This is a genomic window from Streptomyces sp. L500, from assembly GCF_054551825.1.
On the sequence record NZ_JBTOLC010000013.1, the window covers coordinates 76,966 to 100,427 of the forward strand.

The window sequence follows — 23,462 nt, forward strand, 5'->3', positions numbered from 1 at the left end:
CTGTTCATCCGAGACTCATCGAAGACAGGAGAAACTCCGTGATCTCGCACATCGGTACCGTCGACGTCTTCGTCAACGACCAGGACAAGGCCGTCGACTTCTTCGTCAACACCCTCGGCTTCGAGCTCCGCGAGGACCTGAGGTTCGGCCCCATGCGGTGGATCGAGGTGGCCCCCGAGGGCTCCCAGACCCGCATCGTGCTGTGCACCAAGGACTTCCCCGTCTACCGGGAGGGCAACATCGGCCGCTTCACCGACATCCAGTTCGTCACCGAGGACATCAAGGCCACGCACGACGAGCTCGTCCGGCGCGGGGTGCGGTTCACCCACGAGCCGCAGCAGATGCCGTTCGGCGGCTCGACCGCGACGTTCGCGGACCCCTACGGCAACGAGTTCAACCTGGTGCAGCCCGCCGGCTGAGTACCCGTCGGCCCCTGAACGTGCTGCCGCCGCCTTCCCCCGGGGCCGGCGGCAGCACCGCGCCCGGGGTCGTTCACGGTGTCGCGACACCCACCCGCGTGAAGTCCGCCCCCGGCCACAGGCCCCGGACCGTGCTCTCCAGGATCATCAGCGCCATGATGGGGAAGGCGAAGTCCGAGGCGGCGTAGAGCCGGTGGGCGCTCTGCACCTCGAAGACGCCGTTGCCGAAGGACGCCATGTCGAAGGCCCGGTCCGGTCCGGCGCACCGCCCGACCAGCGCGGCGATGTCGGCGACGAACGGCTCGGGGTCGGCGATCCGGCCGTCGGCATCGGCCATGCTCGCCAGCATGATCTCCCCGCAGCGCCGTCCGTCGCCGGTGGCGAGCGCCGCGAAGAACCCGGCGATCAGCTCCCGCACCCGCTCGGGCAGCCGGACGCTGTAGCCGGCGTCCAGGATCACGGCCGCGTCGCCCTCCGGCAGCAGATACACATTGCCCGGGTGCGGATCGCAGTGCACGAACCCGTCCACGAACATCATCTTGTGCGCGGCCGCCAGCACGGCCGAGGCGAGCCGCGCCCGCACCGGGTCGGGGAGGGTCGCGGGCGTCCGCGTGTCCAGCCCCGGGACGAAGTCGAAGACCAGGCACGCCGACCGGGACCACTCGGGGCGCAGCCGGGGCACCACCACGCCGGGGACGTCCGCGAGGTTCGCGCGGAGCGTGACGATGTTCTTCGCCTCGCGCCGGAAGTCCAGCTGGCCGAGGACGGCCCGGCTGACGTAGCCGACGAGATCGGCCATCGGCATCCCGCGCAGTGCCGGCAGCCGCTCGGCGCGGCGCGTCAGGGCGCGGATCAGCGCGAGGTCGGCCCGCATCGTCGCGTCGATGCCGGGGCGCTTCAGCTTGAGCGCCACGACCTGGCCGTCCGGCAGCACGCCCCGGTACACACAGGCGATGCTGCCGCCCGCCACCGGCTCGGGATCGAGCCGTGCCAGGAACGGCGGCATCGCCCGCCCGTACGCGGCGCGCAGCGCGCTTGCCGCTTGTCGCGGCGGGAGGGGGCGGACGGAGTCGTGGAGGCGGGACAGCTCGTCGCAGAGGGCGGCGGGGAGCATGTCGCGGCGCGCGCCGGCGATCTGGGCGAATTTGATGAAGGTGGGGCCGAGGGATTGGATGCGGTGGGTGAGGCGGCGGTAGAGGTAGTGGTGGGTGGTGGGGCGGCCGCGTAGCAGCCGGATGGCGAGCGCGGCGGGGAGGGTTGTGGTTGCCTCCACGATGGCCGCGAGGGCGAGGGCGCACACGCGGAGGGCGAGGCGGTGGGTGGGCACTCGGTCCATGGGGGCTGCTCCTTGGGCCTCATCCGAACGTGAACGACGAACGCAGCGCGCCCAGCAGGGCGGAACGGGGCGTCGCCCTGATCAAGCCGTCGCGCACGGCGCAAAGTGCCGGCGCCCGCCACTGCCCCACCCGCCCCGCCCAGTGCGACTGGACGGTCACAGCGCGGGCCCGCCCCCGCCGCCGCGCGGCGTACGCGCGCAGCGCTGTCGGAACGTCGTCCGTCGCCGCCAGCGCCCGCGTCAGCACGACCGCGTCCTCCAGCGCCTGGCACGTGCCCTGCCCCATGGCCGGCGCGGCAGGGTGCGCGGCGTCGCCGACCAGGGCCACCGCGCCCCGCCCCCAGCGCCGCAGCGGCGACCGGTCGTGGATGGCGGTGACGGTGACTGCGGCCGGGTCGGTGGCCCGCAGCACGGCCGGGACAGGGTCGTGCCACGCGGCGAAGTGCCGCTGGAGGAACGGCAGGGACGACGGGCCCGCCCTGGCCCCGCCCTCGGGCACCGCGAAGGCCGCGAACCAGTACATCCGCCCCTCCGGCAGCGGGAACAGCCCGAACTGCCGTCCCGGGCCCAGAGCCAGCAGCGCCGGATGGCCGGGGCAGGCGTACGCGGCGACGCCCCGGGCCACCGCGTAGCCGAGGTAGCGCAGATCGCCGCCGCCCGTGTCCCCGGGGGCGCCGAAGAGGGCCGCGCGCACCCGGGAGCGGATGCCGTCGGCGCCGATCAGCAGGTCGCCCTCCACCTCGGTGCCGTCCGCGAGCCGGGCGGCCACCGTCGCGCCGTCCTGCCGTACGCCGACGCAGCGCGCCCCGAAGCGGATCGCGTCCGGGGGCTGGAGGTCGTGGAGGGCCCGGAGCAGGGCGGCGCGCGGCAGCGCCCGTCCGTTGCCGCCGCACCGGGCGTCCAGCACCCCGGCCGGCAGGGACAGCAGCGTCGCGCCGCGCGCCGTGCGCATCGCCAGGCCCGCCGAGGGCGCGCTGCCGGCCCGGACGGGCCCGTCGGCGCCGAGCACGGCGAGCGCGGAGAAGGCGTTGGGCCACAGGGTGAGGGCCGTTCCGGCGACGCCGACGTCCGGGGAGCGCTCCAGCAGCGACACCTCCAGCCCGGCGCGGCGCAGCAGGGCGGCGGTGGCCAGGCCCGCGGGCCCGGCCCCGACGACCAGGGCGCGCCGGGCTCTCACGCGGGCGCGCCCGGCCACATGGACGACCAACTTCCCTGGGCCGGGCCGCCCAGCAGGTCCGGGATCTTCGCCACGTCGAACACGCCCCAGTGCTCGGCGATCCGCCCGTCCCGGAAGCGGAAGGTGTTGGAGCCGCCGATGGCGAAGGACCGGCCCGTGGGCGGCAGCCCCATGAACGCGCCCGTGTGCTCGAAGTGCAGCAGGATCGCCTGGGCGAGGACGTCGCCCTCGCACACCGAGGTGAGCACCTCCACCCGGCGCGTCGTCAGGGCCTCGGCCGCCTGCCCGAAACGGTGGGCCACCCCCTCGCGGCCCGGCGGATCCCACGGCGGGGCGAAATGGTCGACGAAATCGGGGGTGAGTACCTCGGAAATGGCCGAGAAATCGTGGGTGAACAGCACGGCGCCCCGGAATTTCCGGACGGTTTCCTCGTAGGCGGATTTCCTGTCCGGCCGTGTCACGCCGTGGCCCGCAGTAATTCCGGGGGCAGCAGCCCGAGCTGTTCCAGGAGATACAGCCCGTCGGCGACGCCCCAGTGTTCCACGACGGCGCCGTCGACGACCCGCAATTGGCCCAGCAGCGGAACGCGCACGGCGCGGCCGGTGGCCGGCACGCCCAGGTATTCCCCTTTGTGGGTGGCCTCGACCGTCAGCCGGGTGGCCACGAGGTCGCCCTCGGCGACCATGGCGTGCACGGTGAGCCGCAGGTCGGGGAAGGCGTTCATGAAGCGGGCCATCTCGGCGGCGACGTCGGTGCCGGGGAGCGGCTCGCCGTCGCGGCCGTAGTGGACCATGTCCGGGGACCAGAACCGCGTCATCGCCGCGAGGTCGCCCCTGTTCCAGGTGTCGATCAACTCCCGTACCAGCGCCTTGTTCGCCTGCTCGGTGGACCCCATGCCGGCTCCTTCCGCGCGGTTTCGCAGAAAGGCTAGTGGGATTCCGGGACGGTCACTTCTCCCAGATTGCGGTGCGGATCGCCCTTCCGGGCGGGGTTGACGCCACGGAGGGCCGTGGAAACAATTCCCCACGGACAACGGAGGGTTGTCGTCATGACCGAGGGATTCCCCGGCCTTCCCGCCGAGGGCGCGGACGGCCTGTACAGCCAGAGCTGGTTTCCCCTGTGCCTGTCCGAGGACGTCCCCGCCGGCGCGGTCCTCGGCGTCGAGTTCCTCGGCGGCAAGGCCGTGGTCTTCCGGGGCCGCGAGGGCGGCCCCGCCCGCGTGCTGAGTGGCTACTGCGTCCACGTCGGCGCGGACCTGTCGGTGGGCGAGGTGGTGGGGGAGCGGCTGCGGTGCCGTTTCCACGGCTGGCAGTACGACGGCGACGGGGCGTGCGCCGCCACCGGCATCGGCGACCCGGTGCCGCCCCGGGCCCGGCTGTTCCGCTTCCCGGCCGTCGAACGGCACGGCGTCGTCTGGGCGTTCAACGGCGAGGAGCCGCTCTTCGGCGTGCCCGGCCTGCCCTACCGCGAGGACGAGCTGACCGTCCGCCGCTCCGTCCTCCCGGAGCTGCCCGTCGAACCCTGGCTGGTCCAGGCCCACACCATGGACCTCCAGCACCTGTGCCTGCCCCACGAGTTCGTCCTCGACGACGACCCCAACGACTCGGTGCGCGTCGGCGACCATCGCGTCGGCTTCGACCTGCGGGCCCGGATGCGCGACGGCGAGCGCTTCGACGTCCGCGTCGACATCCACGGCACCAACATCTTCCGGCAGACCGGCACCCTCGACGGCCGCTGGTTCTTCTGGCTCGCCTCGCTGAACATCCCCGGCCCCGGCCGTTCCCGGGCCGTCTTCGTCTACGGCGCCCGCCGGGAGGACGACGAGGACCCCAAGATCACCGAGGAGTTCCTCGACCGGGCCCGCACGGCCATGATGAACCTCTTCGACGACGACACCCCCGTCCTCGGCACCATCCGCTTCCGCCCCCGCCACCTCACCCACGGCGACCGCACCCTCGCCCGCTACCTCGACTACGTCCGCGCCTACCCCCGGGCCAACCCCGCCCGGGAGTACCTCACATGAGCGCGCGGAGCGAGAAAGGGGCCGCCGCCGTGACCACGCGCCCGCTCGGCCGTCCCGTCCCCGCCGAGGGCCTGGACGGGACGTACAGCCAGAGCTGGTTCCCGCTGTGCCTGTCCACCGAACTGCCCGCCGGGCAGGTGCTGGGGGTGGACTTCCTCGGCGGCCGGGTGGCGGTCTTCCGGGGCGCGGCCGGCGGGCCCGCCCGGGTCGTCAGCGGCTACTGCGCCCACCTGGGCGCGGACCTGTCCGTCGGACACGTGGAAGGGGAGCACCTGCGATGCCGATACCACGGCTGGCGCTACGACGGCTCCGGCGCCTGCGCGGCGACCGGTACGGGCGAGCCGGTGCCGCCGCGTGCGCGGCTCTTCTCTTTTCCCTCGCGGGAATCGCACGGCATCGTCTGGGCCTTCAACGGGCGGCGGCCCTTGTTCGACGTGCCCGGCCTCCCCGTCCCCCCGGACGAGCTGCTCCTGCGGCACACCGTCCTTGACGAGGCCCCTGTCGACCCCTGGCTGGTGGCGGCCCAGACCATGGACGTCCAGCACTTCCTCCTCCAGCACGGCTTCGCCCTGGACGACGGCGACGACCCCAACGACGCCGTCACCGCCACCGCCCACTCCATGGGCTACCCGCTGCGCCTGACCACCCCGGACGGGCAACGGCTCGACCTGCGCGTCGAGATCCACGGAACCAGCGTGTTCCGGCAGACCGGCACCCTCGACGGCCGCTGGTTCTGCTGGCTCACCGCGCTGCGTTCCATACGCCCCGGGGCGTCCCGCCCGTACTTCGTCCGCGGCGCGCGGCGCGCGGAGGGCGGCGCGGACCCGGCGGCGGACGAGGCGTTCCTCGACCGGGCCATGGGCGTGATGATGGGCATGCTCGCCGACGACGCCCCCGTGCTCCTCACCCTCCACTTCCGCCCCGGCCTGCTCACCCGCAGCGATCGCGCCCTGGGCCGCTATCTGGAGTACCTCCGCCGCCATCCCCGGGCCGATCCGGGCTGTGGTGAGATCAGCCGAGACGCTCCGGGGTGAACCGCACCGGCAGCGACTCCAGGCCGCGCAGCACGCCCGTGGGCCGCCAGCGGAGGAGGCCCGCCGACTCGTCCAGGGCGATGTCGGGCAGCCGCCGCAGCAGCGTCCCCACCGCGATCCGCCCCTCCATCCGGGACACGGGCGCGCCGACGCAGAAGTGGATGCCGTGCCCGAAGCCCAGGTGGGAGCGGTCGCCGCGGGTGATGTCCAGCCGGTCCGGGTCGGCGTAGCGGTCCGGGTCGCGGTGGGCGGAGGCCACGCCCACGGTGACGATCGCGCCCCTGGGCACGGGCGTACCGCCGATCTCCAGGTCCTCCGTGGCCACCCGCAGCATGGCCCGCTCCACCGGCCCGTCGTAGCGCAGGAACTCCTCGACGGCCGCCGGCAGCAGCTCGGGCCGGGAGCGCAGCAGCTCCAGCTGGTCCCGGTGGCGCAGCAGCGCCAGCATGCCGTTGCCGATGAGGTTCACCGTCGTCTCGTGCCCGGCCACCAGCAGCAACCCCGCCGTGGAGACCAGCTCCAGCTCGGTCAGCCGGCCCTCCTCGGTGGAGGCCACGACGAGCGCGCTCAGCAGGTCCGGCTGGGCCTCGGTGTCGTCCCCGGCCGAGCGCAGCGCGCGGCGGCGCTCGGCGACGAGCGCCGTGAAGTACTCGCGCAGCAGCCGGTTCGCCTCGTGCGGCGGCATCGTCGCGCCCTCGGTATAGGTGGGGGTCAGCGCGGCCGTGCTCCACTCGCGGAACGGCGCCCGGTCGGCCTCCGGCACGCCGAGGAGTTCACAGATCACGGTGATGGGCAGCGGGAACGCCAGCGCGGTGATCAGGTCCGCGGTGCCACGTGGGGCGAAGGCGTCGATCAGCCCGTCGGTGATCTCCTGGACGCGCGGCAGCATGGCGTCCACCCGGCGCGGCGTGAACGCCTTGGCGACGAGCCTGCGCATCCGTGTGTGGTCGGGCGGGTCGCTGTTGAGCATGTGCGGCTCCGAGCCCTCCCCGCCCTCGGGGTAGAGCCCGGAGCGGCGCAGCGCCTCCCACGCGTGCTTGGGGTCGCGGGAGAGCCGGGGGTCGGCGAGGGCGGCGCGCGCGTCCTCGTAGCGGGTGACCAGGTAGTGCTCGATGCCGTTGGGGTCGCGGATCGGGTGGACGGGGGCCTCGGCGCGCAGCCGCGCGTAGACGGGGTAGGGGTCGACGCGGGACTCCGGCGCGTACACCTCGTGGGGCTCGGGCATCTCGCGGGGCTCGGGCATGTCCGTGGGCCCCTCTCTCACACCTGCGGCCGGGGGTTGGGGCAGACGACGTCGGTCTTCGGCAGGGCGCCGTCGACCAGGTAGGCGGTGGCCACCTCGTCGGCGCCGGGGTTGCCGTAGAAGGGGAAGACCCGGTGGTGGGCGGTGTCGGCGACGGTGACCAGCCGGGAGTTGTGCCGCAGCACCTCACGCATCCGCACGGCGGCCGCGTGCGGCGTGGACATGTCTTCGGCGGACTGGACGAGCAGGACGCTCCGGGCGCGGTTGCCCGCCCCCAGCCGGGTCACCGGCTCGCTCGGCGGCACCGGCCAGAACGCCGTCGCCTTGATCCCCGACAGCGCCGCCCCCGTGAACGGGTACTCGCGTGCCGCGCGGGCCATGTCCCGCTCGTACGGGCCCAGCCGGCGCGGCCAGGACCAGTCGCCCGCGAGGATGGCCAGCTGGGCGACCGTGCCGCTCTCCTCCTTCGGCTGCCCGAACATCGTCGCCAGGAAGGAGAGGGTCGCGGGGGTCAGCGGCGCGCCGTGCACGGCGGAGCGCAGGACGTCGCCCAGGTGCGCGTAGTTGAGGTCGCTGTTGAGCATCCCCACGACGATCAGCCGGGCGAGGGTGCGGTCCAGCGGGAAGCCGTTGACCGTCACCGCCTCGTCCGCGTCGACCCGGGCCAGCAGCCGGTCGTAGGAGGCCCGGACCTCCGGCGGCGTGGCGCCCAGCGCCAGCTCGTCGTGGTGCCGGGCGGCCCAGCGGGTCCAGCGGCCCAGCGCGCGCTCGCCGTTGGGCGGGAAGTCGGTGAACAGCCCCCGCCACACCCAGTCCGGGCTGCACAGGCTGTCCAGGACGACCCGGTCGGCGTGTTCGCCGAACATCTGCGTCCACACCGCGCCCAGGTACGTGCCGTAGGAGTAGCCCAGGTAGGACAGCCGCTCCTCGCCCAGTGCGCCCCGGATGACCTCCATGTCGCGGGCGATGTTCCGCGAGTTCGCGAACGGCAGCACGTCCAGGGCCTGTTCGGCGACCTTCGCCGCGACCTCCGCCTGGAAGCGGACCTCGTGGGCGAAGTCGCGGGGCTGGTGGAACACCCAGAAGCGTTCCTCCGGCTCCAGCCCGCACACGACCGGGCTGCTGCGGCCCATGAACCGGTGGTCGAACGCCACCACGTCGTAGCGTGCCAGCACCTCCTTGGGCAGCGCCCGCGCGAGCTGCGCGCCGAGCAGCGTGCCCCGGTTGCCCAGGTCGTCGCCGGGCCCGATCAGCAGCACGCCGCGCCGCCGCTCGGGCGCCGCCGCCGGGGACCGCACGAGGCCCAGGGTCAGGGTGCGGCCGGTGGGGTCGGCGTAGTCCAGCGGCACGGTCAGCTCGGCGCACTCCAGGCCGGTGAGGGCCTCCTCATCGGCCGGGTGCCAGGACAGGGACTGCTTCTGGAAGTCCCGGATCGCGTCGGCGCGCAGGGCGGGGTCGTTCATGAGGCGTCCCTCCCATGACCGGTGGTGAAGGTGAGGTCCGTGTCGGGCAGCTTGCTGGTGAGCAGGTACTCGGTGACCGTCCCGTCGACGCCGGGGTGGCCGTGGAACGGGAACACCCGGTGGGCGCCGGTACCGGCGGCGGTGACCAGCCGGGAGTTGTGCGCCAGCAGCTCCCTCAGCCGCGCGGCCCCGCGCGCGGGGGTGAACATGGCGTGCTCGGCGCGCACGAGCAGCACGCTCTCGGCGTGGTTATCCCGGCCGAAGACGGCGGTGGGCGCGCGGCGCCCGTCGAGCTCCCGGGGCCAGAAGGTGCCGGCCTTGGGCGCGGCCATCGCCGGCCCGATGAACGGGTGCCGTTCGGCGGCCGCCGCCATGTCCCGGCGGTAGCCGGCCGGGTCGCGCGGCCACGGCGCGTCGCCGCCGAGCACCGCGAGCTGGGCGACGGCCCCGCTCTCCTCCTTGCCGCGCCCGAACATCGCGCCCAGCGCCCGGCGCGCCTCCGGTGACGCCTGCCCGCCGTGGACGGCGGCGCGCAGCACGTCGCCGAGGAAGCCCCAGGCCAGGTCGTCGGCGAGCAGCACCATGGTGAGCAGGCGGAGCATCGTGCCGTCGACGGGGAGGCCGGCCACCTCCGTCCCTTCCCGGTCGGCGCGCGCGGTGAGCCGGGCGACCGCTTCGCGCACGGCCGTCGGGGTCGTGCCCAGCGCCAGCTCCTCGTGGCGCCGCGCGGCCCACGCCGCCCACCGGCCGAGCGCGGTCTCGCAGCTCGCGGCGTAGTCGAGGAACATCCGCCGCCACACGGAGTCCGGGTCGATCACGCTGTCGAGGACGACCCGGTCGGCGCGCGCGCCGTACAGCTGCGTCCACAGCGCGCCGAGGTGACTCCCGTAGGAGTAGCCGAGCAAGGAGATCCGCTCCTCGCCGAGGGCGCGGCGGATCACCTCGATGTCATGGGCGATGGCCCGTGAGGTGAGGTGGGGGAGGAGGTCACCGGCCTCGCGGAAGCAGCGTTCGACGATGCGCTGCTGATAGCGGGCCTCGGTGTCGGCGTCCTGGGGAGTGTGGAAGATCCACAGCCATTGGTCGGGGGTGAGCCCACAGGAGAGGGGGTGGCTGCGGCCGCTGAAGCGGTGGTCGAAGCCGACGATGTCGTACTGGTCGAGGACGGGGGGCGGGAGTTTCGCGACGAGTTGAGGGACGAGGAGGGTGCCTCGGTTGCCGGGGTCGTCCGGGGGGACGAGGAGGGTGCCGAGGCGGCGGGTGGGGGTGCGGGCGGGGTGGCGGGCGAGCGCCAGCTCGATGGACGGGCCTTCGGTGTCGGCGTGGTCGACGGGGACGGCCACCGTCGTGGTTTCGAGGCCGGTGAGGGCCTCCTCGGTGGCGGGGTGCCAGGTGGGGCGCACAGGTTCCCCTCTCGGGTGGGTTCTTGGCCCCGGTCCCGCCCTTTCACCGTTTCCTGGGGCTCCGCCCCAGACCCCGCGCCTCAAACGCCGGCGGGGCTGAATTTGTCGGGCGGGACCGGGGCACTCTCAAAGCCTGATCTCGTACAGCGCGTTGAGCGGCGTCGGCGCCGGAAGCCGCCGTACCGACCGCAGCCCGGCGTCATGGCAAAGGCGCCGCAGCTCCCCCGCCGGCAACCCCAGCATCCCCGGCGCCCTCCCCTTCGCCGCCAGCGACACCGGCACGCTGTACAGCACACTCGCCCCGTACAGCAGCGCGGCCGCCGCGCCGCGGTTGTCCGTGGCGCGTTCGGCGCCGGCGCTCTCCAGGAGGAGGAGCACCCCGTCGTCGGCGAGGGCGGCCCGGACCGCGTGGAGGGCCGCCGCCGGGTCCGGGGCGTCGTGGAGGACGTCGAGGGCGAGGACGAGGGCGTGGTCGCCCGTGGCGGGCAGCAGGTCGGCGGCGTCGCCGTGGACGAACTCCACGCGGTCGGACACCCCGGCGTCCGCCGCCTCCCGGCGCGCGCGGTCGACGTGGAGCCGCAGCCGGTCGTAGCCGGTGCAGCGGGCGCGCGGGAAGGCCCCGGCGATCAGCACGAGCGCGTGGCCGCCGCCGCTGCCCAGATGGGCGACGCGGCCGCCGGCCGCCAGGCGCCCGGCGAGGCCGTCGATCGCGGGGATCCACTGGGGGAGCAGCAGGGTGCCCAGCCAGCTGGCGCTCATCCGCCACATCGTCCGGTAGAGGCCCTCGGGGTACGCCTCCTGCGGGACGCCGCCGCCCGAGCGGAACGTCTCGGCGACGGGCTCCAGCATCGCGGCGAGCGCGGGCACGAGCCCGGCCGCGCCGCCCAGGAAGAACGGCGAGTCGTCGTGGGCCAGTACGGCGGCGTGCTCAAGAGGGAGCGAGAAGACGGCGTCCTGCCCGGCTTCCAGATAGCCCGCGCTCGACAGGCCCAGGAGCCACTCGCGGACGTGGCGCTCGTCCAGCCCGGCGCGGGCGGCGAGCTCCGCGCTGCTCGCCGGGCCGCCGTCGGCGAGCGCGCGGAAGAGGCCCAGACGGTCGCCCAGGGCGACGAGGACGCTGGTCATCCCACCGCTCACGTCGTCCAGGAAGCGGCCGGCGAACGCTTGCACGGCAGTGCTGTCGCATCCGTCCATGGCGCCCGACTGTAGTGAACGGCCCGGAGGGTCGCCTTCTCCCAGGTTGCTCACGCCGTGGCGGGCCCATTGCTACCATGAAGTGTAGTAATGGGGGCGGAAGCTGAGGGTGCGTCATGAGCGGCAAGCGGAATTACGGGCAGTTCTGCGGTCTCGCCGCCGGCCTCGACGTCGTCGGCGAACGCTGGGCGCTGCTCATCGTCCGGGAGCTCCTCATCGGCCCGGCGCGCTTCAACGAGATCCTGGGCAACCTGCCCGGCCTCGGCCCCAATCTGCTCTCCGACCGGCTGCGGGCGCTCGCCGCGCGCGGGGTGCTGGAGTCGGCGGCCGTGCCCGGCGACGGGCGGGGCAGGCGCTACCGCCTCACCGCGCGCGGCGAGCAGCTCAGGGAGCCCCTGCTGGCGCTGGCCCGGTGGGGGATGGCGTTCCTGGGCGAGGAGGAGGCGCGCGGCGGCGCCGTCCGCGCCGCCTGGGGCATCCTGGCCGTCCAGGCGATGATCCACGGACGTCCGGTGCCCGAGGTCGACGAAGCCTACGAATTCCGCGTGGCCGACGAGACGTTCCACATCGAGGTGGCCGCCGGCCGCGCCGTCACCCGGCGCGGTCCCGCCGGCGCCCCGGCCCTGGTCGTCGTCACGGACGCGGAGACGTTCGTGAGCATCGGCGCCGAGATGCGCACGCCCTTCGAAGCGCTGATCTCCGGCCGGCTGCGGATCGACGGCGATCCCGAGGCCGCCCGGCGCTGCGTGGAATTCATGGGGCTGCTGGACGCCGCCGCCCGCCGCCCCGACGGGAGCGGGGAACCGGTGGCGGCCGCCGCCCCGCCCGGCTGACGGACGGGGCGGCCGCACCCGCCGGTCGTCCCGAGGAAGTCGTCCCCGAGGACGTCCCCGAGGAAGGGATCACCGTCGTGAGCGACGCACTGGCAGGGACCACCGCCCTGGTGACCGGCGCCTCCAGCGGCATCGGCGAGGCCACCGCCCTGGCGCTGGCCGCCGAGGGCGCCCGGGTGACCCTCGTCGCCCGGCGCGGCGACCGCCTCCTGAAGGTCGCCGAGGCCGTCGAGGCGCTGGGCGGCCGGGCGTTCGTCGCCGAGGCCGACCTCGCCACCGAGTCCGGCGCGGTCACGGCCGTCGAGGCGGCCCTCGCCGCCCACGGACGGCTCGACATCGTGGTGAACGCCGCCGGCGTGCTGCTGCTCGGCCCCGTCGACGGCGCGCCCACCGAGGAGTGGCACCGCATGGTCGGCGTCAACCTGCTGGGCACCGCCCTCGTCACCCGCGCCGCCCTGCCCCACCTGCTGCGCGCCGCCGCCGACGGCCCCCGGCGCGTCGCCGACGTCGTCAACGTCAGCTCCAGCGGCGCCCGCGCCGCCACGCCCCATACCGCCCTCTACGACGCCACCAAATCCGGGGTGAACGGCTTCAGCGAGGCCCTGCGCCAGGAGGTCGCCCGCCGCCACGTGCGGGTCTGCGTCGTCGAGCCCGGCTTCGTCGCCACCGAACTCCCCACCCACTCCCGGCCCGAGGTGCTCGCCGCCCTCGCCGACGGCTTCGACCCCGGCACCCCGCTGCGCCCCGAGGACGTCGCCGGGACGATCGTCCACGTCGTCACCCGGCCCCGCCGCATGGCGATCGGCGAGGTGCTGCTGCGCCCGGCCGAGCAGCTGCGGTGAACGGCCGGGGAGGGGGCCGTCTTTTCGGCCGAATCGCCGGTGGCGCGAACCGGATGTGTTGACCGTCACTTCCATAACTGATAGCAATACGCACTGTGTTCGAGTCCGGTCGCCGACCCGCGCCGGAGAACTCCCCGGCAGCGCACCACCCTTGAGGACAGGACGGGGGTCGCACATGCCCGGAAAGCCTTCAGCCCCGCCCCGCTCGCGCACCCGTGCGCGGCAGGGCCCCGCGGCCCCCCGGTGGGCCCGCCGGCTGTGTCTGCGCGAGGAGACGGCCGACTTCGCGGTCCGCGGCTTCCCCTGCGACAGGCCGGAGAGCCGGCACGTCCTGGAACGCCACGGCCGTTCCTTCCTCACCGGCTTCAACACGGCCCTGACGGCCGCCCCCGGCGCCGTCCAGGAGCGGCTGACGGACCTCGACCCCGTCGAGCGCGGCTTCGCCTACGAGGGCGCGGGCATGGCCTGCGCCCTCCTCGACACCCTCGCCCTCACCGGAGGGCGCCGCGTCCGCGCCCTGCTCAGGGGGCCCGGCCGGGACTACGTCCACCTCGTCCACGTGGGCGTCGGCTGGGCGCTGGCCAAGGCGCCGCTGCCCGGGGCCCGCCGCCTGCTCGGCCTCGACCCGCTGCTGGGCTGGCTCGCGCTGGACGGCCTCGGCTTCTCGTACGGCTACTTCGGCGGGCGGACGGCGGTGGCCCGGATCGCCCGCAAGAGCCCGCCCCGGCCCGGCGGCACCGTACGCCACCAGGGCCTCGGCCGGAGCCTGTGGTTCGTCGAGGCGGCCGACCCCGACCGCATCGCCGAGACCGTCGCCGCCTTCCCCGAGGACCGCCGCTCCCATCTGTGGAGCGGCGTGGGCCTGGCCGCCTGCTACGCCGGGGGAGCCGCCGACGCGGAACTGGACCGGCTGCGCGAGCGCTCCGGCCCCTACTGGCAGCACCTCGCCCAGGGCGCCGCCTTCGCCGCCGAGGCCCGCCGCCGGGGCGGCCACATCCCCGAGCACACCCACCGGGGGGTCCTCCGGCTCGTGGGCGTCGACGCGGTGACGGCCGCGGGCTGGACGCTGGACGCGGAACGCCGGCTGCGCGGCGACGGCAGCCTCGGCGACTTCCTCGCCTGGCGGGCCCTGATCAGCGGGAGCGCGCTCGCCTCCCGGTGACGCCCCTCACCTGGACGCCCGGTCGGCCGATTACGGAGGGAACATGCCCCGCACGCCCCGCTGGCCCCGCATCGAGTGGCGAGCGCTCGCCGCGCCCGTCGTCGCCGTGGTGATCGCGTCCTGCCTGGGCGTGGCGGCCGTCCGGCCCGGCACGTCCGGGGCGGAACGGGACCGGATGGCCGAGCGCTTCCGCTTCACCTCCGAGTACCTCAACGGCGACCCCGCCGGGGCCCGGACCGAGCGGCAGGTGCAGCCCGCCCTGCGCAGGATCTCCGCGTGGATCTCGGCCGTCGGCGCGAGCGTCGCCGTCGGCGACATCGCCGGCACCGGCCGCGACGCCGACGCCTGCCTCGTCGACCCCCGCGACGACTCCGTGACCGTCCGCCCCCTGCCGGGCTCCGCCGGACGGTACGCGCCCTTCACCCTCACCCCGGAAGGGCTGCCCTGGAACCCGCGCACCATGGCCCCCATGGGCTGTGTCACCGGCGACTTCGCCCAGAACGGGCTCACCGGCGTCCTCGTCTACTACTGGGGCCGCTCCCCGGTCCTCTTCCTGCGACGGACCGGCCCCGACGGCAAGCCCGTCGCGCCGTCCGCCGCCGCCTTCCACGCCACCGAACTCGTCTCGCCCATGAGCGTGTGGAACACCACCACCGTCGACTTCACCGACGTCGACGGCGACGGCCACCCCGACCTGATCGTCGGCAACTACTTCCCGGACGGCGCCAAGGTCCTCGACACCGAGGCCGCCGACGACCCCCGGATGGCCATGCAGGACGGCATGTCCAACGCCCGCAACGCGGGCAGCACCCACGTCCTGCTGTGGCACTCGGGCCGGAGCGGGCCCGACCCCGAGGCCCGCTTCCGGGACGCGCCCGACGCCCTGCCCGCGGGCGTCCGCCACGGCTGGGCCCTGGCGCTCGGAGCCCAGGACCTCGACGGCGACGGACTGCCCGAGCTCTACATCGCCAACGACTTCGGCCCCGACCGGCTGCTCGTCAACCACTCCCGGCCCGGCCGGCCGTCCTACTCCCTCGCCGAGGGCCGCCGGACCTTCACCACCCCCAAGTCCAAGGTCCTCGGCCACGACTCCTTCAAGGGCATGGGCGTCGCCTTCGCCGACCTCACCGGACGCGGCGAACCCGACATCCTCGTCAGCAACATCACGCTCCCCTACGCCCTGGAGGAGAGCAACTTCGTCTTCACCCGCAACGGCCCCCTCTCCGACCTCGCCAAGGGCATCGCCCCCTACCACGACCGCAGCGAGGACCTGGGACTGTCCCGCTCCGGCTGGTCCTGGGACGTCAAGACCGGCGACTTCGACCACAGCGGCACCCCCCAGATCCTCCAGGCCGTCGGCTTCGTCAAGGGCGGCACCAGCAAATGGCCCGAGCTCCAGGAGCTCGCCATGGCCAACGACAGCGTGCTCCACTCCCCGCTGAGCTGGCCCCGCGTCAAACCCGGCGACGACCTCTCCGGCGCCGCCGGCAACCGCTTCTGGGTGCGCACCGCCGACGGCCGCTACACCGATCTGGCCAAGGCGACCGGGCTCGACGAGAAGGTGCCCAGCCGCTCCTACGCCCTCACCGACGCCGACGGCGACGGACGCCTCGACATCGTCGTGGCCAACCAGTGGGGCCGGTCCGTCCACCACCGCAACACCGGCCCCACCGCCGGGCCGTATCTGGCGCTGCGCCCGGTCGTGCCCGCCGCCGTGCCGGGCGGCACGGCCACCACCCCGGCCATCGGCGCCCACGTCACCGTCCGCACCGACGACGGCCGGACGTGGACCCAGCAGCTCCAGCCGGCCAACGGGCACACCGGCGTCAACAGCTCCGAGCTGCTCTTCGGGCTGGGGGCCGGAGCGGACGCGAAGCGACCGGTCGCCGTCGAGATCACCTGGCGCGACGCCACCGGGCCGCACCGGACCACCCGGTCCCTGACGCCCGGCGCCCACACCGTCGTCCTCTCCTGAAGGTCTTCCGAAGAGGTGCCCCCGTGACGACCACCGCCCCCGCCTCCCCGACCGCCCCCGCCACCGGGAAACCCGCCGGCCCCACCCCGGAGAAGCGCCGCAGCAAGGCCCTGCGCCGCTTCGCGCTCTCCATCACCGTCCTCAACATCGTCGGCCTGACCTGGCTGGGCTTCGAGCAGGCGTACGCGACCCCGTTCGTCGCCGTCGGCACCGCCTACGCCACCGAACTGCTGCTGGAGACCGTCGACGCGGCCGCGCGCCGCCGCCGGCCGCGCTACCTGGGCCCGTTCGGCAAGGTCCTCGACTTCATGCTGCCCGCGCACATCACCGGCCTCGCCTGCTCCATGCTGCTCTACGCCAACGACCGGCTCTGGCCCATCGCGTTCGCCGCCGCCGTCGGCATCGGCTCCAAGTACGCGGTGCGCGCCCGGGTGCGCGGCAAGCCCCAGCACGTCCTCAACCCGTCCAACACCGGCATCGTCGCCACCCTGCTGATCTACGACTGGGTGGGCATCGCCCCGCCGTACGAGTTCACCGAGTACCCGCCCGGGGTGCTGCGCTGGATCATCCCGTTCGCGGTGCTGGTGGCCGGCACGATGCTCAACGCCAAGCTGACGCTGAAGACGCCGCTGCTGCTGGGCTGGGCCGGCGGCTTCGTCCTCCAGGCGCTGCTGCGCGCCGCGTTCACCGACGCCTGGCTGCCCGGCGCGCTGTCGCCGATGACCGGCGTGGCCTTCATCCTCTACACCAACTACATGATCAGCGACCCGGGGACGACGCCGTTCGCGCCCCGCCGTCAGTTCGCCTTCGGGCTGGGGATCGCGGCCGCGTACGGGACGCTGATGGTGCTGCACATCACCTTCGGCCTGTTCTTCGCGCTGGCGGTGGTGTGCGTGGTGCGGTGGGTGGCGCTGGTGACGCTACCGCTGACGGCGCCTTTGATGGAACGTTTCTCCAGTCGTCGTCCCGCTCATCCTGCTGTGGTGCGGGAGGCTCGGTGAAGTGCCCTGTCGCCATCGTGGGGATGGCCTGTCGCTATCCGGACGCCGATGGCCCCGACGAGCTGTGGCGGACCGTGCTCGCCGGGCGCCGGGCGTTCCGCCGGATCCCGCCCGAGCGGCTGCGGATCGCCGACTACGCGCCGGGCGTCTCGGTGGCCGGCGACGACATCGTCGCCGAACGGGCGGCCGTGCTTGAGGGCTGGACCTTCGACCGGCAGGTTTTCCGGGTGCCCGGCGGCGCCTTCCGCGCCGCCGACCTCACCCACTGGCTCGCCCTCGACGTCGCCGCCGCCGCGCTGCGCGACGCGGGCCTGGCGGAGGGGGAGGGGCTGGAGGGGCTGACGGGGCTCGACCGGGACAGGGTGGGAGTCGTCATCGGCAACTCCCTCACCGGCGAGTTCTCCCGCACCGGGCCGCTGCGGCTGCGCTGGCCGTACGTCCGCCGCACGGTCGATACCGTCCTCGGCCGGCGCGGCCTGGCGGAGGGCGAACGGCGGGAGCTGCTGGGCGAACTGGAGGAGCTCTACAAGAGCCCCTTCCCCGTCCCCGGCGACGAGTCCCTGGCCGGCGGCCTCGCCAACACCATCAGCGGCCGGATCTGCAACCACTTCGGCTTCCACGGCGCCGGCTACACCGTCGACGCCGCGTGCGCCTCGTCGCTCGTCTCCGTCGTCACCGCCTGCACGGCGCTCGCGGCGGGCGACCTCGACCTCGCCCTGGCCGGCGGCGTCGACCTCAGCCTCGACCCCTTCGAACTCGTCGGCTTCTCGCGCCTCGGCGCGCTCGCCCGGGGCCCCATGCGCGTCTACGACCGGAACCCGACCGGCTTCCTGCCCGGCGAGGGCTGCGGCGTCCTCGTCCTCGCCCGCGCCGAGGACGCCCGGCGCCTGGGCCTGCGCGCCTACGCCGTCGTGGAGGGCTGGGGCCTGTCCTCCGACGGCCACGGCGGCCTCACCCGCCCCGAACGCACCGGCCAGGCCCTCGCTCTGCGCCGTGCCTACGAACGCGCCGGCTTCGCCCCGGCGACGGCCGGCCTGATCGAGGGCCACGGCACGGGCACGGCCGTCGGCGACGAAGTGGAGCTCGCGGTGCTGGGGGCCGCGCTGGGTTCCGAGGGCGGCCCGCCGGTGGCGCTGGGCAGCGTCAAGGCGAACATCGGGCACACGAAGGCGGCGGCGGGCGCGGCCGGGCTGATCAAGGCCGCCCTCGCCGTCCACCACGGCGTCCTGCCGCCCACCACCGGCTGCGACGACCCCCACCCGCTGCTCACGGGCCCCCTGCGGACCCTCGGCGAGCCGGAGGACTGGCCGGGCCGCGCGGTGCCGCGCCGGGCGTCCGTCAACTCCGTGGGCTTCGGCGGCGTCAACGCCCACGTCGTCCTGGAGAGCGCGGATGCGCGACGGCATCCGTACGCGTATCCACGGCCGTATGTGCCCGCGCCCGGGTGGGAGGTCTTCCCGGTGGGCGGGGACGACCCCGGGGAGGTCGCGGGACGGCTGGTGCGACTGGCGGGGACGGCGGAGTCCTTGTCGGAGGCGGAACTGACGGACCTTTGTGTCGAGTTGGCTGCTTCCGCGGACGGGAAGGGGGCCGCTGTCCGGGTGGCGGTGACCGCCTCCTCGCCCGGCGAGCTGGCGGAGCGGCTGAGAGCGGCGGCGGGCTCGCTCGGCGGGCGGCCGGGGTTCCACGGGGACGCGGCCGCCGGGGTGTTCACGGGCGTGGGCCCCACGGCCCGGCTCGGTCTGCTCTTCCCGGGGCAGGGCGCGGCGGGCGGACGCGTGGGCCCGTTGGGGCGGATGGTGGGGGTGGGGGACCTGCTGGCGGAGGTACCGGAGGGGCGGGGCGGTGACGTCGACACGGCCGTCGTGCAGCCCGCCGTGGTCGCGGCCTCGCTGGCCGGGCTGCGCTACCTGGACCGGCTGGGTGTCCGCGCCCGCGCCGCGCTCGGCCACAGCCTCGGCGAACTCACCGCCCTGACCTGGGCCGGCGCCCTGCCACCGGCCGCCGCCGTCCGGCTCGCCCGCGCCCGGGGCGACCTCATGGCCCGGTACGCCGAGGGCGGCGGAGGGATGCTCGCGGTGGCGGCGCCGGTGGCGACGGCGGAGTCCCTGCTGGCGGGCACGGACGCGGTGATCGCGGCCGTCAACGGCCCCGACCGGCTGACGGTCGCGGGCCCCGTGCCGTCCCTGGCGCTGGTACGGGCGGAGGCGCGCCGCCGGGGCGTCGCCGTCGTTGCTCTGGCGGTTTCCCACGCGTTCCACTCGGCGGCGATGCGACCGGCGCTGCCGGAGCTGGAGAAGTGCTTCATGGAGGCCGGCTTCGGCTGGCTCTCGGGCACGGTGGTCTCGTCGGTGACGGCCGCCGTTCTCGGGCCGGACACGGATGTGGCCGCGCTGCTGACGGAGCAGGTGACGGCACCGGTCCGGTTCGGGGAAGCGGTGGGGGAGCTGGCGCGGCACGTGGACGTGCTGATGGAGGTGGGCGCGGGCACGACGGTGTCCGCGCCGGCGCGCGACAACACAACAGCGCCCGTCCTGACCCTCGACGTCACGGGTGGCGTGGGCGCGCTGGCGGCGACGACGGCGGCGCTGTACGCGGCCTGCGGCGCGGACGTCCGCGCCTGGACGGCGGGGCGCTTCCACCGGCCGCTGGACCTGTCCCGGCCACGGGTGTTCCTGTCGAACCCGTGCGAGGTCGACTTCCCCGACCCCGCCCCCTCACCGTCTCCCCCGGGGGCGAGCCCCCGGCCCCCCGAGGCGCCGCCGCGGCCCGGGCGCGGGGGTGCGCGCGGGGGTGCGAGCGCTCGCGGGGGCGCGGACGGGTCCCCCCTGCCCCTCGCCGGGGCCACACCCGGAGCGGCGAGTGCGCCGGGATTGCCGCCTTCCGGCAGCGGGGTCCTCCCTCCGGAGCCGACGACGCCTGCGGAATCCGCTGGCGGAGCGGCCGGCACGGAGGTCGTCGGGGGCCCGGGGGCGGAGTCCCCGGCTGCACGAGGGGGTGGCCCCCTCACTACCATCCGCACGCTCATCGCCACCGCCCTCGAACTCCCCGCCGACGCCATCCGCGACGACGACCTCCTCCTCTCCGACCTCCACGTGAACTCCCTCCGCCTCGCCCAGATCGCCGCCGACGCCGCCCGCGCGCTCGGGCGGGAGGCGCCCGTCGACACGGGGGCGCTCGTCACCGCCAGCGTGGCCGGGCTCGCCGCCCACATCGCCGCGTTGCCGGCGTCCCGGGGCGAGGGCGAGGGCGACGTGCCCGTCGAAGGCGTCGCCCCCTGGGTGCGGGCCTTCACCCACCGGCTCGTCCCCCGCCCGGCCACCGCGAACGGCCGTGCCACGAGGGCCCACACCTGGACCCGCCTCGTCCCCGACGACCATCCCCTCGCCGACGTCATCCACGCCGCCTTCCCCACCACGGACGACGCCGACGCCGTCCCCGCCATCGTCGTCGCCCTGCCCCCCGGCCCCACGCCCGAGGAGTGCGTAGTCGCCCTCCACACGGCGGCGGCGAACGCCGAAGCGCCCCTGCTCCTCCTGCACCACCGCGCCGTCGGTGACGTCGTCGCCCGCTCGGTCGCCGCCGAACGCCCCGGCCTGTCCTGTCTCGTCGTGGACGCGCCGCCCCACCCCGACGGCATACGGCAGGCCGCCGACGAGGCCGTGGCGCGGGGCATCGCCGGCTACGCCGAGATCGTCCTCGACGACACCGGCCGCCCCCACGCGCCCGTCACCGAACACCGGCCCCTGCCTGAGCCCGACGCCGCCGCGATCCCCCTCGGGCCCGGCGATGTGTGCCTGGTGACCGGCGGCGCCAAGGGCATCGGCGCCGAGTCGGCGCTCGCCCTCGCCCGCGCCACCGGAGCGCGCCTCGTCCTGCTGGGACGAAGCGCACCGGGCGACGACGCCGAAGTCGACACATGGCTACGCCGCTTCGACGACGAGAAGGTGACCGCGCTGTACGTCACGGCCGATGTCACCGACCCCGCCGCCGTGCGCCGCCGCGTCGCCGAGGCCGAGGCGCGCCTCGGGCCCGTGACGGCCGTCCTGCACTGCGCCGGGCGCAACGAGCCCGGGCGGCTGGAGACCGTCACCACCGATCGGCTGCGCGCCGCGTGCGCGCCCAAACGGGACGGGCTGGACGCGGTCCTCGCCGCCGTGGACACCCGGCGGCTGCGCCTCCTCGTGGCCTTCGGCTCGGTGATCGCCCGGATCGGGCTGCCGGGGGAGGCCGACTACGCCCTGGCCAACGACCTGATGCGGCGCCGCGTCGACGAGCTCGCCGAGGCCCTGCCGCACTGCCGCTGCCTGACCGTCGAGTGGTCGCAGTGGGAGGGCGCGGGCATGGCCCAGCGGCTCGGGGCCGTCGAGACGCTGCGCCGCCAGGGCGTCGCCCCGATCCCCGTGGCCGACGGCACGAGGATCCTGCTGTCCCTGCTCGGCGCCCCGGACCTGCCGTCCACCGTGCTGGTCGCCGGGCGGCTGCCCCGCGCCGAGACGCTCCGCCACGCCGACGAGTCGCTGCCGCTGCTGCGGTTCCTGGAACGCCCGTTGGTGCACCAGCCGGGCGTGGAGGTGGTGGCCGACTCCCGCGTGGGCCTCGGCGGCGACCCGTACCTGGCCGACCACGCCCTCGACGGCGTGCCCCTGCTGCCGGCCGTCGTGGGGCTGGAGGCCATGGCCCAGGCGGCGGCCGCCGTCACCGGGCACGACGGCGTGCTCACCGTCACCGAGGCCGCCTTCGAACGGCCGGTCACCGTGCCGCCGGACGGCTCCCGCACCGTGCGCGTCGCCGCGCTGCGGCACGACGACGGCACGGTGGTCGCGGTGGTGCGCAGCGACGAGACGGGCTTCTCGGCCGACCACTTCCGCGCGGTGTACCGGACGGGCGGTGAGTCCGCTCGCGCACCGGTGGCGGCCCCCGCCCCCGCCGCGCGCTCGCCCCACTACGGCGAACTGTTCTTCCACGGCCCGCGCTTCCGCCGCGTGGTGCGCTACCGGCGGCTCAGCGGCCGCCACTGCGTGGCGGAGGTGGCGGCGGGCGGCGCGGGGGAGTGGTTCAGCGGCTTCCACAGCTCCCGGCTGCTGCTGGGGGACGCGGCCCTGCGCGACGCGTACGTGCACGTGCTGCAGGGCTGCGTGCCGCACCGGCGGGTACTGCCGGTGGGCGTGGACGCCGTACGGTTCCACGGCCCGGCACCCGGCGAAGGCACCGTGATCGTCCACGCCCACGAGACGGCGCGCGACGCCGACGGCTACCGCTACGACCTGCGCGTGGAGTCCGAGGCCGGGACGATCCTGGAGACGTGGCACGGCCTGCGGCTGAAGGACGTGGGCCCGCTGCCCCGGCCCGCCGACGCGCCCTGGCCCGCCGAACTCCTCGGTCCGTACCTCACCCGCGTCCTGGACGGCCTCCTGCCCGAGGCCCGCGCGGATCTCGCGGCGGGGCCCACGGCCGACGACCCGTTCCTCGAGACGGACGGCTTCCGCCGCATCGCCCACCTGGGCGACCGGGCCCTGGCCGCCGTCGCCGGCCGGCCCGTGGCCGTGGACTGGGCACCCGTGCCCGACGCGCCCCCCGAGCGCTGGCGGTCCCTGCTGGGCCCGCGCGCCGCCGCCGTGGCCGAGGAGGCGGACCGTGCGACGGGCGGGGAGCCGGGGCACGGCTACGCCCGTCTGCTGACATGCCGTCAGGTCGTGCTGGCCCTCGGCGCCCGCCCGGACGCCCCGCTGCGCGTCGAGCGCACCGCCGCCGACGGCTGGGTGCTGCTGCGCGCCGGCGACCTGGCCGTCGCCACGGTCGTCGTCCGCGTCGCGGGCGTGCCGTCTCCCGTCGCGGTGGCGGTCGGCAGCGGGCCACCTGTCCGCGTACCGCGGTCCGTCCGGGTGGGCGTCGCCGGAGGCCGCGCATGACGACGCCCGGGCGGCGCGCCTACGTCCACCGCCACCACGTGCCGTTCGAGGAGACCAACCTCGCCGGCAACGTCTACTTCGCCCACTACGTGCGCTGGCAGGGCCACTGCCGCGAGCGCTTCCTGGCCGAACACGCGCCGGGCACGGTCGCGGCCTTCGCCCAGGGCCTCACGCTCGTGACGGTCTCCTGCGACGTGGAGTACCTGCGCGAGTGCCGGGCGCTGGACGAGATCGACATCCACATGTCGCTGCGCCACCTCGCCGGCAACCGCGTCGAGATGGCCTTCGACTACGTGCGCGCCGGCAGCCCGCCGGAACTGGTGGCCCGCGGCCACCAGACCGTCGCCTGCATGCGCCGCACCGGTGACGGCGGCGACATGGAACCCGAACCGGTACCGGAGGAACTCCTCCACGCCCTGCGGCCCTTCAGCGCCTGACCGAGGGG

General features: G+C 75.1%; 18 protein-coding genes. 10 read left to right on the forward strand and 8 right to left on the reverse strand.

The features are described from left to right. Window positions 1–38: 38 nt before the first annotated feature. Complete coding sequence (locus ACX9I7_RS15090; protein WP_459387618.1) at window positions 39–419, forward strand: VOC family protein; 381 nt, start codon at window positions 39–41, stop codon at window positions 417–419. 73 nt (window positions 420–492) lie between these two features. Here ACX9I7_RS15090 and ACX9I7_RS15095 read toward each other — a convergent pair whose 3' ends face one another. The 4 genes from ACX9I7_RS15095 to ACX9I7_RS15110 are packed head-to-tail and all read right to left on the reverse strand — an operon-like array spanning window position 493 to window position 3,827. After that, window positions 493–1,755: an ABC1 kinase family protein gene (locus ACX9I7_RS15095; protein WP_459387619.1), complete on the reverse strand. Its 1,263-nt coding sequence runs from the start codon at window positions 1,753–1,755 to the stop codon at window positions 493–495. A gap of 19 nt (window positions 1,756–1,774) precedes the next feature. Continuing rightward, window positions 1,775–2,932, reverse strand: coding sequence for an FAD-dependent monooxygenase (locus tag ACX9I7_RS15100; RefSeq protein ID WP_459387620.1), 1,158 nt, complete (start codon window positions 2,930–2,932; stop codon window positions 1,775–1,777). Beyond that, complete coding sequence (locus ACX9I7_RS15105; protein WP_387565978.1) at window positions 2,929–3,393, reverse strand: ester cyclase; 465 nt, start codon at window positions 3,391–3,393, stop codon at window positions 2,929–2,931. The genes ACX9I7_RS15100 and ACX9I7_RS15105 overlap by 4 nt, the downstream gene beginning before the upstream one ends. Further along, on the reverse strand, window positions 3,390–3,827 hold the full coding sequence (locus ACX9I7_RS15110; RefSeq protein WP_126916175.1) for an ester cyclase: 438 nt from the start codon (window positions 3,825–3,827) through the stop codon (window positions 3,390–3,392). Before ACX9I7_RS15110 ends, ACX9I7_RS15105 begins: the two co-directional genes overlap by 4 nt. 153 nt (window positions 3,828–3,980) lie before the next feature. Between ACX9I7_RS15110 and ACX9I7_RS15115 the strand changes: the two genes are divergently transcribed. Together ACX9I7_RS15115 and ACX9I7_RS15120 are read left to right on the forward strand one after the other, a co-directional pair. Beyond that, window positions 3,981–4,955, forward strand: coding sequence for a Rieske 2Fe-2S domain-containing protein (locus ACX9I7_RS15115; RefSeq protein WP_459387621.1), 975 nt, complete (start codon window positions 3,981–3,983; stop codon window positions 4,953–4,955). A 29-nt stretch (window positions 4,956–4,984) separates the two neighbouring features. Beyond that, window positions 4,985–5,989: a Rieske 2Fe-2S domain-containing protein gene (locus tag ACX9I7_RS15120; RefSeq protein ID WP_459387622.1), complete on the forward strand. Its 1,005-nt coding sequence runs from the start codon at window positions 4,985–4,987 to the stop codon at window positions 5,987–5,989. Here ACX9I7_RS15120 and ACX9I7_RS15125 read toward each other — a convergent pair. The 4 genes from ACX9I7_RS15125 to ACX9I7_RS15140 form a co-directional block, all read right to left on the reverse strand. After that, window positions 5,967–7,232 (reverse strand): cytochrome P450 family protein, encoded by a 1,266-nt coding sequence (locus tag ACX9I7_RS15125; RefSeq protein WP_459387623.1) that lies wholly within the window; start codon window positions 7,230–7,232, stop codon window positions 5,967–5,969. The two genes, ACX9I7_RS15120 and ACX9I7_RS15125, sit on opposite strands and share 23 nt — an antisense overlap. 17 nt (window positions 7,233–7,249) lie before the next feature. After that, window positions 7,250–8,695, reverse strand: coding sequence for an alpha/beta fold hydrolase (locus ACX9I7_RS15130; RefSeq protein WP_459387624.1), 1,446 nt, complete (start codon window positions 8,693–8,695; stop codon window positions 7,250–7,252). Then, window positions 8,692–10,098 (reverse strand): alpha/beta fold hydrolase, encoded by a 1,407-nt coding sequence (locus ACX9I7_RS15135; protein WP_459387625.1) that lies wholly within the window; start codon window positions 10,096–10,098, stop codon window positions 8,692–8,694. The genes ACX9I7_RS15130 and ACX9I7_RS15135 overlap by 4 nt, the downstream gene beginning before the upstream one ends. A gap of 126 nt (window positions 10,099–10,224) precedes the next feature. Beyond that, complete coding sequence (locus ACX9I7_RS15140) at window positions 10,225–11,292, reverse strand: class I SAM-dependent methyltransferase (protein ID WP_459387626.1); 1,068 nt, start codon at window positions 11,290–11,292, stop codon at window positions 10,225–10,227. Window positions 11,293–11,408: 116 nt separating this feature from the next. Between ACX9I7_RS15140 and ACX9I7_RS15145 the strand changes: the two genes are divergently transcribed. The 7 genes from ACX9I7_RS15145 to ACX9I7_RS15175 all read left to right on the forward strand — a co-directional run bounded on the left by ACX9I7_RS15145 (window position 11,409) and on the right by ACX9I7_RS15175 (window position 23,454). Next, complete coding sequence (locus ACX9I7_RS15145; RefSeq protein ID WP_459387627.1) at window positions 11,409–12,125, forward strand: winged helix-turn-helix transcriptional regulator; 717 nt, start codon at window positions 11,409–11,411, stop codon at window positions 12,123–12,125. A 77-nt stretch (window positions 12,126–12,202) separates the two neighbouring features. Beyond that, window positions 12,203–12,967: an SDR family NAD(P)-dependent oxidoreductase gene (locus ACX9I7_RS15150; RefSeq protein ID WP_189451320.1), complete on the forward strand. Its 765-nt coding sequence runs from the start codon at window positions 12,203–12,205 to the stop codon at window positions 12,965–12,967. Window positions 12,968–13,142: 175 nt separating this feature from the next. Further along, window positions 13,143–14,129 (forward strand): DUF1702 family protein, encoded by a 987-nt coding sequence (locus ACX9I7_RS15155; RefSeq protein WP_459387628.1) that lies wholly within the window; start codon window positions 13,143–13,145, stop codon window positions 14,127–14,129. A 43-nt stretch (window positions 14,130–14,172) separates the two neighbouring features. After that, the gene (locus ACX9I7_RS15160) at window positions 14,173–16,104 is read left to right on the forward strand and encodes a CRTAC1 family protein (protein ID WP_459387629.1); all 1,932 of its coding nucleotides are present in this window, start codon (window positions 14,173–14,175) and stop codon (window positions 16,102–16,104) included. Window positions 16,105–16,127: 23 nt separating this feature from the next. After that, window positions 16,128–17,105, forward strand: coding sequence for an enediyne biosynthesis protein (locus ACX9I7_RS15165; protein WP_459387630.1), 978 nt, complete (start codon window positions 16,128–16,130; stop codon window positions 17,103–17,105). Next, window positions 17,102–23,017 (forward strand): SDR family NAD(P)-dependent oxidoreductase, encoded by a 5,916-nt coding sequence (locus tag ACX9I7_RS15170; protein WP_459387631.1) that lies wholly within the window; start codon window positions 17,102–17,104, stop codon window positions 23,015–23,017. Before ACX9I7_RS15165 ends, ACX9I7_RS15170 begins: the two co-directional genes overlap by 4 nt. Beyond that, the gene (locus tag ACX9I7_RS15175; protein ID WP_459387632.1) at window positions 23,014–23,454 is read left to right on the forward strand and encodes an acyl-CoA thioesterase; all 441 of its coding nucleotides are present in this window, start codon (window positions 23,014–23,016) and stop codon (window positions 23,452–23,454) included. Before ACX9I7_RS15170 ends, ACX9I7_RS15175 begins: the two co-directional genes overlap by 4 nt. Window positions 23,455–23,462 lie beyond the last annotated feature (8 nt).